The organism is Gleimia coleocanis DSM 15436, assembly GCF_000159015.1.
In the GTDB taxonomy this organism is placed as follows: domain Bacteria; phylum Actinomycetota; class Actinomycetes; order Actinomycetales; family Actinomycetaceae; genus Gleimia; species Gleimia coleocanis.
Genome location: NZ_DS999540.1, coordinates 89876 through 103402, shown reverse-complemented (window position 1 = coordinate 103402; position 13527 = coordinate 89876). Strand labels below are relative to the sequence as shown.

9 protein-coding genes are annotated in these 13527 nt (G+C 48.7%); 5 read left to right on the top strand and 4 right to left on the bottom strand.

The window, feature by feature from the left end; translation table 11 throughout:
* Positions 1-62: 62 nt before the first annotated feature.
* Genes alaS through HMPREF0044_RS00725 form a run of 5 tightly spaced genes read left to right on the top strand, consistent with a single transcriptional unit; the run spans position 63 to position 6317 of the window.
* Positions 63-2750, top strand: a complete 2688-nt coding sequence (gene alaS / locus HMPREF0044_RS00745) for an alanine--tRNA ligase (protein WP_006546180.1) — start codon at positions 63-65, stop codon at positions 2748-2750.
* A gap of 50 nt (positions 2751-2800) precedes the next feature.
* Positions 2801-3253 (top strand): Holliday junction resolvase RuvX, encoded by a 453-nt coding sequence (gene ruvX, locus HMPREF0044_RS00740; RefSeq protein ID WP_245528802.1) that lies wholly within the window; start codon positions 2801-2803, stop codon positions 3251-3253.
* Positions 3254-3268: 15 nt separating this feature from the next.
* A complete protein-coding gene (gene mltG / locus HMPREF0044_RS00735; protein ID WP_006546178.1) occupies positions 3269-4783 on the top strand; it encodes an endolytic transglycosylase MltG in 1515 nt (504 codons plus the stop codon).
* Between the two features lie 3 nt (positions 4784-4786).
* Positions 4787-5635, top strand: coding sequence for a shikimate dehydrogenase family protein (locus HMPREF0044_RS00730; RefSeq protein ID WP_006546177.1), 849 nt, complete (start codon positions 4787-4789; stop codon positions 5633-5635).
* 1 nt (position 5636) lies between these two features.
* Complete coding sequence (locus HMPREF0044_RS00725) at positions 5637-6317, top strand: prepilin peptidase (RefSeq protein ID WP_006546176.1); 681 nt, start codon at positions 5637-5639, stop codon at positions 6315-6317.
* A 37-nt stretch (positions 6318-6354) separates the two neighbouring features.
* Here the strand turns inward: HMPREF0044_RS00725 and HMPREF0044_RS00720 are convergent, their stop codons facing one another.
* The 4 genes from HMPREF0044_RS00720 to HMPREF0044_RS07745 form a co-directional block, all read right to left on the bottom strand.
* Positions 6355-7137 carry a heme ABC transporter ATP-binding protein gene (locus HMPREF0044_RS00720; RefSeq protein WP_006546175.1) on the bottom strand — a complete coding sequence of 261 codons (783 nt, stop codon included), beginning with the start codon at positions 7135-7137 and terminating at the stop codon, positions 6355-6357.
* Entirely contained in the window at positions 7137-8183 is a 1047-nt protein-coding gene (locus HMPREF0044_RS00715; protein WP_006546174.1) for a FecCD family ABC transporter permease, read from the bottom strand. The genes HMPREF0044_RS00720 and HMPREF0044_RS00715 overlap by 1 nt, the downstream gene beginning before the upstream one ends.
* Positions 8180-9268: a heme/hemin ABC transporter substrate-binding protein gene (locus HMPREF0044_RS00710; RefSeq protein WP_006546173.1), complete on the bottom strand. Its 1089-nt coding sequence runs from the start codon at positions 9266-9268 to the stop codon at positions 8180-8182. The genes HMPREF0044_RS00715 and HMPREF0044_RS00710 overlap by 4 nt, the downstream gene beginning before the upstream one ends.
* 94 nt (positions 9269-9362) lie before the next feature.
* Positions 9363-13136 (bottom strand): HtaA domain-containing protein, encoded by a 3774-nt coding sequence (locus HMPREF0044_RS07745; protein ID WP_006546172.1) that lies wholly within the window; start codon positions 13134-13136, stop codon positions 9363-9365.
* Positions 13137-13527: the final 391 nt, after the last annotated feature.

The window sequence follows — 13527 nt, the reverse complement described above, 5'->3', positions numbered from 1 at the left end:
GTTAAAGTATTTCAATTAGACGGTAAGTAAGAAAGACCGTCCTCGGGAAAAATAGGGAAGCTATGCGTACTGCAGAAATCGCCCACCGTTGGAAGGAATATTTCCAGCGTAACGGACACGAAATTCGTCCATCCGTCCCACTGGTCTCACCAGACCCATCGATTCTCTTCACCATCGCCGGTATGGTGCCATTTATCCCATATATCATCGGCACTGAACCAGCCCCATGGCCACGCGCAGCTTCCGTGCAGAAGTGTCTGCGCACCAACGATATCGAAAACGTTGGTCGCACCACCCGCCACGGTACCTTCTTCCAGATGAACGGTAACTTCTCATTCGGCGACTACTTTAAAGAGGGCGCCATTGACTTCGCGTGGGAACTCCTCACCGGATCACAAGAAACCGGGCACTACGGCTTAGACGGTGACCGTCTCTGGGTAACCCTCTGGGAAGAAGACGCTGAGTCCTACGACGTATTAACCCGCAAGATTGGCCTGGATCCAAAGCACATCGTGCGTCTTCCTCGCCACGAAAACTTCTGGGACACCGGCCAGCCTGGTCCAGCCGGACCATGTGCCGAATGGCACTACGACCGTGGTCCATCCTATGGTCCCGAAGCTGTCGGTGGAAATGTTGACCCAGGTGGAGACCGCTACCTAGAAATTTGGAACCTAGTATTTGATCAATACCTGCGTGGTGAAGGCTCTGGAAAAGATTACCCACTGCTAGGTGAACTTGATGCTAAGGCAATCGATACTGGTGCAGGGCTGGAACGTTTGGCGTTTGTCATGCAGAATAAGCCGAACATGTATGAAATCGATGAAGTTCGCCCAGTAATTTCTGCAGCTGAAATGATGTCTGGCCGCACCTACCTCGGTGGCGGGGACCCTGAAGATGATGTGCGAATGCGTATTGTGGCAGACCACATTCGTTCCTCTATGATGCTTATCAATGATGGTGTTGTACCAGGAAACGATGGTCGTGGATACGTGCTACGTCGCTTGATTCGTCGGGCAGTACGCTCTATGCGTCTGCTGGGCGTTGATACTGCAACCCTACCTACATTAATGCCAGTATCTCGTGATGCGATGAAAGCATCCTATCCAGATTTGGAAACGAACTGGGAGCGTATTGCTGATGTGGCCTACGCTGAAGAAGAAACTTTCCGCCGTACTCTTTCTGCTGGTACTACGATTCTCGACACTGCAGTTGCAAAGGCAAAAGCTGCTGGCTCTGCTACCAAGCTGTCTGGTGAAGAAGCATTCCAGCTTCATGACACCTACGGATTCCCAATCGATTTGACCCTGGAAATGGCTAAGGAACAGGGCGTTGATGTTGATGAAGCTCGTTTCCGAGAGCTCATGTTGGAACAAAAGACTCGCGCACGTCAGGATGCTTTGGCAAAGAAAGCTGGACACGTAGACTCTCGTATTTATCATGAGTTCCAGAATCAGCTGGGGGGCGGCTCTTACTTCCTCGGCTACACTGAGTCTGAAACTGAATCCATTATTTCAGGTATTGTTTCCGAGGGCGCAGCAGTTCCAGCTCTAACTGGTCCTGCGGACATTGAAGTAATCCTTGATAAGACCCCATTCTGGGCCGAAATGGGTGGCCAGCTAGCTGACCACGGTACTATCCGTACTACGGGGGGAGCAATCGTTGAGATTGATGATGTGCAGGCACCTATTAAGGGATTGACTGTTCACCGTGGTCGTTTAGTTGAAGGTACGCTAGCTTTGGGTGAAACCGCAGTTGCAAAGATTTGCACTGATCGTCGTTTGGCGATTGCTCGTGCTCACACCGCAACTCACATGGTGCATAAGGGGCTACATGAATTCATCGGTGAAGGCGCTACACAGGCTGGTTCTGAGAATTCTCCAAGCCGCCTGCGCTTTGACTTCCGCCATACTTCAGCAGTTCCAGTCGATGTACTGGGTGAATTAGAAGCACGCGTAAATCAGCAATTGGCTAATAACCTAACCGTTACTGACACCATCATGAACATTGACGATGCAAAGGCAATGGGAGCGATGGCATTGTTTGGTGAAAAGTATGGCAATGAGGTGCGCGTCGTAAACATTGGTGACGGCTGGTCCGTGGAACTCTGTGCAGGTACTCACGTACCAACCACCGGTCATATTGGTCGCGTTGCTTTGCTGGGTGAAGCCTCCATTGGTTCCGGCGTGCGTCGTATCGATGCGCTGGTTGGTGACGGCGCATATGCGCACCAGGCAAAGGAACATGCCCTTGTATCTCAGCTGACTGGCTTAATTGGCGGTAAGAGCGATGAGCTACCTGGTAAAGTTGAGAGCCTACTGAAGAAGCTCAAGGACGCTGAAAAGCAGATTGCTAAGCTTGGTGAAGCTCAAATGCTGGCACGGGCTGCAGAATTAGCTACCCAGGTGGAACGTCTGGGTGCTTTCGATGCTGTGATTGTAAATCTGGGTGAGGCTGCTTCTGCTGAAGGTTTGCGTTCGCTGGTACTTGACGTACGTGCACGCCTTGGCGAAGCTAACCCAGTAGTTGTTGCTGGCATTGGCGTTATTAGTGATAAACCTCAGGTAGTAGTTGCTACTAATGAGGCAGCTCGTGGTGCGGGTGCTAAGGCAGGTGCTTTGGTTCGTTTGGCTTCGCAAACTCTGCAGGGTGGTGGCGGTGGCCGTGACGACGTAGCTCAGGGGGGCGGTCAGAATCCAGCTGCTGTTCCAGAAGCTGTTGAAGTAGTTAAGCAGGCACTGCGCTCCCTCTGAGTTAGCGGGAAGTTTAACTTATAAAGGTTAAAAATATGTTCAGAAGTGGTGTGAGGATTGGAGTAGATTACGGTAAAAGCCGTATTGGGGTTGCCGTAACTGATCCCAGTGGGAAAATCTCTTTTCCTCACACCACTTTGCAATTTTCACCATACGGCGTCCACTTAGATGAACTACTGAACCTGATTGTCGAAAAACAGGCCATTGAAGTAGTTATTGGAATGCCAGTGCATTTAAATGGAAAAGAGGGAAGCTCAGCAGAATTCGTACGCGATTTCGCAAATGAACTCGCTGTAGAAATCCCCGATATTAGAGTCTGTCTAATGGATGAAAGACTCACTACCAATCAAGCTCACGCAGGACTTTCAGAAATGGGAGTTGATAATCGCGCGCGAAAAAACAAAATTGATCAGCTCGCAGCCTCTATCATTTTAGAAAACGCGATTGAGACCGAACTGCGCACGGAAACTCCGCCAGGAGAGACCGTGGAAGTAAAGAATTAGACAAGTGAGGACTAAATGAGCAACGAAGCCAATCCAAACGAAACTACTTCCGCGGAGAATAGCCCACTGCGGCAGCCACCACGTCGGCGTCTCACCCGTCCAGTAACCGGTGAAAGTATGACTGGCGCACCTAGCGTACCACGTAGCAGTGGCGTAGAACCAACTACACGGATTCCTCGTCGCCCACTGACTCCGCCTCGTCGTCTGCCACGTTCAGAAGCAACAGGGGAGGCAACACAAGCTTCACCATCTGAAGCAACGCAAAACACAACCCGCTCACGCCACACTCGCTCAGGCTTATCCCACGTAGCGGAAAGTAGCTCCCAAGCACAATTCCAAACCCCAACGTTCTTAGCTGGAACGCCCAATTCAACCAATACTGACGGTACAAGGGTAGAAGCGCCCCCAACAACCGGAATGCGCTCACGCCGTCTGGAAATAGAACGACGTAAAGCCATTAAACGTCGAAAAGCAGCTAAGATTCGCACTGCCATTATCCTGACTTTAGTGGGAGTACTAATGTTGGCGTGCGGCTATTTAGCGATTAACGCTTTACGGGGAGGAAGCACAGTCGAGGAAGAAATCCCAGATTATGAAGGCTCTGGTACTACAGAAGTCATTGCAGTCGTAAATCCAGGAGATACCGGTTCAGCAATCGCAAAACAGCTAGTTCAACTAGATGTGGTAAAGTCGGAAGCCGCCTTCATCAAAGCCTGGGAAGCGAACCAAGCCGCCACATCAGTACAGCCCGGCTCATACACTCTGAAACTTAAAATGAGTGGTGTGGAAGCTGTAGCAGCGTTACTTGATCCAACTAAACGCACTTCCAACGCAATCTCCATTCCACCTGGTTTCACTATCTGGCAGGTAGTCGAACGCTTAAAAGCCTTTGAACGGTTTACACCCGAACAAGTTGATGCAGCATTATCTGACACAGTGGCACTGGGGTTACCTGCTGAAGCTAAAGGAAACTTGGAAGGCTGGTTACTACCAGGTAGCTACGAGGTCCATACCGATGACACTCCGGCAGACGTTTTAAAGACTATGGTCGCAGCGACCATAAAAGAACTAGATGAACTGGGAGTACCAGCTAACCAACGTCAAGTGCTATTAACTAAAGCATCCATCCTGGAACGTGAAGTTAATAATGATGAATATATGAAGCAGGTGGCTCGAGTTATTGAAAATCGTTTGACTCAACCAAATGCTGAAACCGTTGGCCTACTTCAGATGGACTCCACAGTACTTTATGGATTAAAGCGTGCAGGCGGCGTACCAACCGGTGATGAAGTTAAACAAGACACCCCTTACAACACCTACATTCACAAGGGGCTCCCACCAGGACCTATCTCCATGCCTTCCCGCGCTGCGGTAGAAGCAACCTTGAATCCTGCTGACGGCACCTGGTTATACTTCGTAACGGTAAACCTAAATACTGGTGAAACTAAGTTCTCTTCAACTAATGCTGAACATCAGAAGTACGTTGAAGAACTAAGCACCTGGTGTGCCGCAAACAAGGGTAGCTGCTAGTAAATGCAGAAAGTTTTTCTGATCGGATCACCGGTGAAGCATTCGCTTTCACCGGTGATTCATAATGCTGCATACCAGGAACTCGGACTTGACTACGAGTTTGGTTTAGCCGAAGTCCAGTCACAGAATCTTTCAGACTATATTAAACAGCTGTCCCCAGAGGCTGTTGGGTTGGCAGTCACCATGCCGCATAAACATAGTATTTTGCCATGCCTAGATGCGGTAGAACCCATGGCAGCAACTCTGCAGGTAGTTAATACCGTGGTTGTAACAGGTAGTATGCGGACCGGCTTCAATACTGATGTGTACGGCATCCGCAAATCCCTTGAAAACCACTCTGAGTTCGCTCAACGATACAAGACACAGCAGATTCAAGAGGTGCTTATTCTCGGTGCCGGCGCAACCGCTGTATCAGCAATGATGGCCGCAGCTGAGCTGGGCATCAAAAACCTGAAAATCATCGCGCGGAGTTTCACCCGCCCGCCCTCGATAATGAAAATCGCCACCACGCTGGGACTTAGACCGGTGCTGATTCCCCTAAAATCTGGAAACCGCGTACAGCAGGAACTCATGCAGGCATCCGTGATTATCTCTACCATTCCTAGCGATGTATTGTCAGAACTACTGGCAAACGCACCATTGGTCCGTGAAAAAATAGTCCTAAATATCGACTACTCGCACGAAACCAGTAGCCTCCAACAACAACTCAAGGATACCGGAAACCACTATATTCCCGGCACGGAAGTCCTCTTACACCAAGCCGTCAGCCAATTCAGCTTGCACACCGGTAAACCAGCACCCGCTTCAGCAATGCGGGCAGCCATGGAAGCTGCACTATCAGAACGGAACTAGCATGCAAACCTCATTTGCTTTGCAAACCACCGCAGCAGTACTGGGTTTTCTAAGTATCCTATATGCCCTCACAGGGGGCTACAAACTGGTAAACGAGTATTTATTTACTCACGGTAAAGAAACCTCCTGCACTCCCGGTATCGGATCGGGAAACTGCCAGTGGATTAGTGCACTTAGCGTACTTGCCGTATTCGTAGGTTTCTACCTGGGATACAACGACCCGTTTATCACTATTTCCGTACCGATTCTTGGCGTTTTAGCGTTAAGTGCCTACGTTGATTTAGCAGTGCATAAACTACCTAACCGACTTACATTCTTAGCCCTCGTTATCTTTCTCCTGGGATTGGGATTAAGACTGATTATCCTGCCTTTTGAAAATCCGCTGCCTTTTATTGCCAGCGCGGTTTTCGGTGCATTAGTTTGGGGCTTACCGCCGGCCCTAATCTATTACTTGATGAAAGGCATTGGTTTTGGAGATGTTAAACTCGCTCCTGTACTGGGCGCCTGGTTGGGGCTTTATGGTTTTGAAACCGCTTACGTGGGTTTAACTGTGGCGTTTTTAATCGGCGGGGCGGTAGCCTTGTACTTGGTAACGGTAAAGAAGCAAGCTATGAAAACCCGGATTGCGTTTGGGCCATTTCTGATTCTTGGTGCCTGCTTGGTTTGGGCTTTAACGGTATAAGAATAATCGCTCCTAACTTTCTAGGAGCGATTATTCTTTAGCGTTTTTTCGGAAGGATTACGAGCCGACCATCTGGGACTGTAGCAACTTCGATTGGCCATTCGTATACGCGACTGAGACGTTCGCTGGTTAGAACTTCTGGGGGAGTGCCGTAGGCTGAAATCCCGCCTTTATCCAGCAGAGCAATGCGGTCGCAGTAGCTGCCAGCTAGTTGCAGATCATGCATTACCGCAATCACTGCGTGACCTGCGTCAGCTAGTTTGCGACACACTTCCATTGTGCGCTCCTGGTGCGCGATATCCAGTGCCGCAGTGGGCTCGTCAAGGAATACGACGCCAGCTTGCTGAGTGAGTACGCGGGCGAACGTAACACGGGCTTTTTCGCCACCAGACAGGCGCGTAACGTCGCGTTCTTCATAGCCGGCAACATCAGTGGCAGCCATAGAAGAAGCAATAATTTCATTATCGAGGGCGGGGTTTGCCTCCCAACATTGTCTGCCCATAGCAACAATGTCATACACTTGATATGAAAATGGAAACTCAGTGTTTTGAGGCATAACTGAGCGGGTTTGTGCAAGTTCTTTACGTGAGTAATCCGAAAGCTGTTTCCCCTGGTATGTAACGGTTCCTGTTCCGGGTTCTAAATCACCTGCCATGACCCCTACAAGAGTGGATTTTCCGGTTCCATTAGGTCCAAGTAGGCCAACTATTTGACCGAATTTAACTTCAAGGCTAATGCCTTTCAGAATTTCTTTAGACCCGTATGAGAAGCTGATATTTTCAGCGACTACGGCAGTTTCACCTAGTTTAGTTTTATACATTAGCGTCCCATTCTTAACCGTGTGCGAAGCAGGATAAAGAAGGTTGGTCCACCTACGAGAGCAGTAAAAATACCAATTGGCAGGTCTGCAAAAGGAATCAGGGTGCGAGCTGCTAAATCGGATAAAGTAACCAGTAAAGCGCCCGCAAACATTGCTCCAGGCAATAGGATCTTATTCAACGGCCCAAGTGCTAGTCGCATAACGTGTGGAACTATCAACCCTACGAAAGCAATTACACCTGCGTAGGCTACAGCTGCGGCTGTCAGCAGAGTCGCTAAAATAATGGCAGTTACGCGTAGACCTTGTACATTAACGCCTACGTGACCGGCAGCGCGTTCTCCGAGCGACAGCGTATCGAGTTTTTGGGCAAGTGTAAAAGCCCAACTAATTCCCACAATTACGACAACCAATACGGTGAAAACCTGCGGCCAAGTTGTCCCATTTAAGGATCCCATTTGCCAGAAAACAATGTGATCACGGGCGGTTGTAGGCGCAATATAGGTAGCTATTGAAGCTAATGCGGTGCACACTGCCGTAACCGCGATGCCAGTGAGAACTAGAACGATTACATCTGCTTTACCTTGCGAACGAGATAACGTGTAAACCACTAATGCTGCTATTAAACCGGAAGCAAAAGCAGAAAGTGGTACAGCGAAACCTGCCAGTGCGTGTGGGACGAAAACGAATGCGAGGGCGGCTCCAACTGACGCACCTGAGGAAACACCAATGATACCTGGTTCGGCAAGTGGATTAGAAAACACTGCTTGCATTACTGCACCTGCCACAGCTAAAGCTGCGCCAACTAGGAGCCCCAGAACAATCCGTGGGAATCGGATATTCCATAGGGTTGAGAATGCTAGTGCATCTTTAGGGTAGTCGAGAATACCCAGAGGTGCGAAGGTACTTTTGAAGATATCGCCGACGCTTATGGAATACTGTCCTAAAAGTGCTGACGCTAAAGTAGACGCAACCAGCGAGCATAAGACAATGCTGAAGGTAAGGAACACGCGTAGTTTCGGACGGTTGAAAGTAGGCTGAGATGTCATTTATCTTCGTCAATCCCATACGTTGCGCGGGCTACTGCAAGTAGCGTTTCAGCAGTTTGTGGTCCAAAAGATAGTGATAAACCATCGGGAATAGCCACCACACGCTGCTTTTGTCCGGCGCGTGTTTCAGCTACACCTGGGCGAGCAAGTAAACCTTTTAAGCCGTTCGTGGAGTCTAACCCTGAACTCATAGTGAAAATGATTTCCGGGTTCAAAGCGACGAGTGCCTCAGCATTCGCAGGAGTAACACCTTTCAGTCCCTGCGCGGTTGCTAGGTCTTTAGCGCCCAGCGCTTCAATCAGGGCAGTGGCGCCCTCGTTGCCGCCCAAAATAAAGAACACGCCCCCTGTCCCGCGAACGTAAAGGAATGACGCTTCCAGAGGTTGCGCAGGAATCCACTGTTTAATCTGTGCAAGTGCCGCCTTAGTTTCTTTTTCCACGCGATCTGCTAAGGCTGTTCCGGCTTCCGGAGTCCCCAAAGCATTGGCAACAGATTTAATGAGGGCGGAATTCTTATCAATACCACGAGCCGGATCAACTAAGACCACCGGAATCCCAGAAGCACGCAGCTGGTCTAAAGCCTCTGGCGGACCGATAGAGCGGTCTACAACAATAAGAGTTGGTTTGAGAGCTAAAATCGCCTCAGTATTTAGGGTATGACCATTTTCAGTCACGACTGGCAGATCAGCTAGCTGCTTTTCAGTAGACGAAACCGTGCGACCAACAAGCTTATCGCCAAAGCCAAGGGCAATCACGGTACGTGAGAGTGTGCCAGTTAAATCCATTGCGAGAATCCGCGAAGTATCGGTAACGGTTACAGAGTTACCTTCAAAATCTCTAATGGTAGTTGGTAGAGTCTGTTTGAATGATCCCTCAAGTGGAGTTGGATCAGCAATATCAGGAACCACTGTTAAACCAGTCAGGGTATGCGGATCAGGAAGTTTGGTTTTTGACTGTGCGGGGCTTTGCTGAGTGGCGGTAGTATCACTAGCAGTTTTGGGCTGCGTGTCGGGGTGAGTTGGAGCAGTACAAGCAGATAATACGACAGTTAAAACAGCCGCGAGTGCTAAAAGACGTGTTTTCATAAGTTCCTCATGACGTGTTTTACGGTGTGGGGCAGTTTTCCCACCCCACACCGTAAAACTGTTAATCGGTTACATTAACTATTTATAAGCTAACTCAGCGCAGTTGGCGTCGACGCATTGCCAGAGCGGCCACACCTGCAAACAAGGTCGCCAGCGAAGCCAACAGCATGCCTTCGACTTCAACGCCTGTTTGGGACAAGACTCCGCCGAATGCGCCGTACTCAATCAGCTCGCCGGTAGCTGGGTCGCAGGCAGTGGCATTAACCATGGAAACTGAAGAGCTCATTGGAGCCAACGCTGCGCCAGTTGAGTAGAATCCGACGAATGCTTTTGCCCCCGCTGCAGTGAGCGTAACTGTGGCGTTTTGGAAGTTCAGAGTTCCATTAGCCTCGTAGACGCCTCCCAGAGCTACGTCAGCGAAGTGTACGCGACCCAGGTTGAACTTCTTGCCCGACATATCGGAACCGTTAACGGTTACGTAAAGCGCACCGTAGTTACCGTTAATAACCAATGAAGGGTTGGAAATAGTTAGATCAAGGATTCCATCATGACCATAGAAATTCACTGCGCCACCGTAGTAGATGGTGCCGGACTTGGTAGCCGTGTTGTAAACGCCACCGGTAGCTGCCCAGTTGAAGTTAGCGCCATCCCAGGAGGTACCGTTTAAGTTCCAACCACCGTGAGCGATAGAACCACGAATGTAGCTGGTGAAGGACGCACGTACGCCCCAAGCGAGGTTGCCACCAGTAATGCGCTTCTTAGTTGGATCAACTTCGCACTTCTTAATCTGTGGTTTTGCTGGCTCTGCAGGCTTAGTATTCTGCTTCTGAGTAGGCGCAGAAACTACTGGAGCATCAGCCTTTGGCTTATCTGAGTCAGTCTTTCCAGGCTGAGAAGGAGCCGGTGCAGTTACGGGGCGAATGCCAACGGTAAGCGCATCAAGTACCTGACCGGGTTCGTAGAACTTCGCGAATGCTACAGAACCTGCATCAGTCAGAGTAACAGTTGCGAAAGCCAAGGAAACTAGCTTTCCATCTACCTTCACTGTTGGTTCAGACAGGTTAGCAATAACTACGCGGCGGGTTTCAGGTGCGCCGTTTGCAACACGGAGGTTAGCACCCAGATACTTGCCGATATCCTTCTTATCGAAAGGCGTGGAAGTAACGGTTGCAGTTAGTTCCCACTTGCCGTTTACTTTAGCAATCGAAGGCTGCGAAATAGCCAAGTTCAACAGACCGTGGTGGCCCTTGAAGTGTACAGTACCCTTGAAATCCAGGGCTTCGTAGTTATCTGGTGAAACCTTTACGCCATCCTTCAATGGGAAAACGAATTCGCCAGTTACACCGCCGGAAAGCTTCCAGTCTCCCTGAGCTAAATCACCCTTAATGTAGGTGCGGAAGGATTCTTTCACACCCCAGCTCAGATCTGCGGTGTAGGTTTCCTCTGGCTGAGCTGGAGTATCAGTCATTGGGGAATAAACTGAACGAACACCGTTAGGGGTACCTTCCTTGATGGTTACATTTAGAGTATCCATTACCTGGTTTGGTTCGTAGAACTTTGCGAATGCCAAAGAACCTTCAGGAGTGAGGGTTACCTTTCCGAAGTGCAGTACTTTAGTGCTGTTTTGCAGGCTTTCAGTTAGCTGAGTTAGCACTGCAATCTCAGAACGCTTAAGTTCAGAAACTGGGGCAAGCGGTGCTTTTTCGCCGGAGGCGCGTAGGCCCAGGTAATGCCCTAGCTTAGATTTATCGAATGGGCGAGTCGCGACGTCGGCATAGAGCTTCCAAACGCCGGCTTCGTTCTCGATCGATGGGTTCGCAATAGTCATATCCAGGATATCGTGGTGCGCAACGAAATGAACTTTACCTCCGAAAGAAATCCTATTATGATCTAGTGGATTAATTTTCTGGTCAGCTAACAGGGGGAACTCGAAGGATCCTTTCACACCATCAGCAACAGTCCACTTACCACCAGCGAAATCACCAGCAACATAATCGCGGAAGCTTTGCTTCACGCCCCAAGTAAGCTGAGCATTCCAGGTTTTACTCTTGATAAGTGCTTCTTCTGCGGCTTTACGAGCCTTTTCTTCTTCATCCCTACGAGCTTGTTCTGCTTGTGCAATTTCAGCATCTGTTGCAGAGTGCTTCGTCTTTAGTTCTTCAAGTGTCTTTGGATTAACTAAAGTGTCGCTACTACCAGATTCCGGGTAATAGAAAACCTTATCCTGGTCTGCTAAAGGCTTCAGCGGTGTCCAATCAGTGAACTTGTTGTAGCGGATTTTCAAGCGTTCAAAGGAGCCGCGGTAACGGTCAGTTGCCCAAGCACCAAATGCTGAAGGATCGGTGATGAAGTTATGCTCTAAGTTAAGTCGCTCAAAGCCTCGTTTATGTGGGAGCCTACCTAAATCGCTAATAAGGTTGTGCGATAGGTTTAGATCTCGAATGAAAGGCATACTGTCATACTGTGACAGATCTGCGATCCGGTTATGGGATAGGTTTACTGTAGAAATTTTTTCGTCGTCATAAGTTTGGACGGCGACTTGGCTCAGGTCGCTGATTCGGTTGTCATGCAAGTCGAGAGTATCAATGCGAATTAGTTTCTTTACAACTGAAGCGTCAGTGATGTAGTTTTCTTCGGCACTGAGTTGGTTGATCAGCGGTGAGTTTTCAAGACCAGTGAGGGTGGTAAGTTGGTTCTTACCAACTTCAACTACTTTTAGTTTGCTTGCCTGTGCCAACGGAGTTAAATCGTTAATTTGGTTAGCGTAGAAATTTACCCAGTTAAGATTAACTGCGTGTTCTAATCCCTTTAGAGATTTAATTCCCTTATTGATGCATTTTAGTTGCTGTAAGGATTCCAAATGACGGTTTGTTAAAGGAATTCCGGGAGCAATTTCATTGTAAGTCCGAATACATGCTTCCAAATTAGGGTCAGGGATTGACACGTTCGTTAATGGAGCATCGGTGTAAACTGGCCCATTAACAGGATTTTTATACATGGTTGGGAAAAGTTCCCAAAGTACGGGTTGTGGCGTATCAGTATCTTCTGAGTTGTCAGTTGCAACCGTGACTACTAGCGGAGCAGCCATTTCATTTTGGTATAGGCCAACCAGATCTTTTACACGTTCATTAAAAATAGGTTTATGGGATGAAATCACCACGTAACCATTGTGTTTTTCAATCTTTAAGTCAGGTAAGGAAGCAATTGCTGTTTGGGTGAAGGTAACTTCGCCTGCCTTAGCAAGGGTACCTGCAGTGTAGCCGTCTACTAGCAGAACCTTGTTTGCAAAATCGATCGTTGGGTTTGCAATACGAACGTTAAGAATTCCGTCGTATTTTGTCCAGTTAATTTGCCCTGCAAATTTCAATAGTCCACTGGAGCCATCTAGATTAAAAGTTTGGCCCGGATGGGGCTGCCATAATAGGTGTTTGCCCTTATCTAGAATTTGTAGCCCCCCGCTAAGCGTTTCGTTTTCAATGCCAACATACTCGCGGAATCCGCGCCGGAAATCCCAGTTAGCGTAGGCCTCGGTTACTGCGATAGTGTCGCTTACAGCAGCTGTTTCTGCAGGTTCTGCAGAGCGCAATGTTGGGCCGGCAACAGGGGCAGAGGGGGTTGAGTGAGCCGGTGTTCCTGCTTCGGTGGTAATTTCTGCTGGCGCGTCAGCTTCTGAGTCTGATTCTGATTTTTCGGAAGTGTTTTCTTCAGTGACTGCGTCGGCTTCTGTGGTTTCTGATGTTAGATTGGAGGTTGTTTCTGCGAGCGCTGTCGCGGTGTCTTCGGTAGCTAGACCTGGGGTGCTAGCTCCGATAACCAGGGCGCCGGTAACCAGCGTGGATACGAGCGCGCGTTTGATAGTGGGTCTCATTATTGAAATTCTCCTGAGCGGGTATTTTCGTTGTCAATAACAGAGTTACAACAACTCTACATTAGTTAGGTAAGCCTTATTTAGCAATTTTGAATCGCTATTTTTTGGGGTTTGGGTGAATGGTGGAAGTCTTTAATTTAAAAATCCTAAACATGATGTAATTATGGTTACCCTTGAGCTTATTAGGTTTTTAGTGGCTAAATGGGCGTAAGTTTAAAGAAGTTTTCTGTGTTTATGACAGACTGTAGTCAATGATATCGTGCATTCTTTTTCATGTGTTTACATACTGGTTTAGTGGGGTGATTACGAGGAGCTCATCAATTTTTCTGACACCTAGCCATAAAAAGCGTCTATTAGATGCACGAGCGCGCAAAAGATAAAAAGTGTGGGA

Excerpts from the sequence above, each read along its gene's own strand:
- HMPREF0044_RS00720 (WP_006546175.1), bottom strand. The coding sequence starts at position 7,137 with ATGTATAAAACTAAACTAGGTGAAACTGCCGTAGTCGCTGAAAATATC.
- HMPREF0044_RS00730 (WP_006546177.1), top strand. The coding sequence starts at position 4,787 with ATGCAGAAAGTTTTTCTGATCGGATCACCGGTGAAGCATTCGCTTTCA.
- HMPREF0044_RS07745 (WP_006546172.1), bottom strand. The coding sequence starts at position 13,136 with ATGAGACCCACTATCAAACGCGCGCTCGTATCCACGCTGGTTACCGGC.
- mltG (WP_006546178.1), top strand. The coding sequence starts at position 3,269 with ATGAGCAACGAAGCCAATCCAAACGAAACTACTTCCGCGGAGAATAGC.
- HMPREF0044_RS00710 (WP_006546173.1), bottom strand. The coding sequence starts at position 9,268 with ATGAAAACACGTCTTTTAGCACTCGCGGCTGTTTTAACTGTCGTATTA.
- alaS (WP_006546180.1), top strand. The coding sequence starts at position 63 with ATGCGTACTGCAGAAATCGCCCACCGTTGGAAGGAATATTTCCAGCGT.
- HMPREF0044_RS00715 (WP_006546174.1), bottom strand. The coding sequence starts at position 8,183 with ATGACATCTCAGCCTACTTTCAACCGTCCGAAACTACGCGTGTTCCTT.
- HMPREF0044_RS00725 (WP_006546176.1), top strand. The coding sequence starts at position 5,637 with ATGCAAACCTCATTTGCTTTGCAAACCACCGCAGCAGTACTGGGTTTT.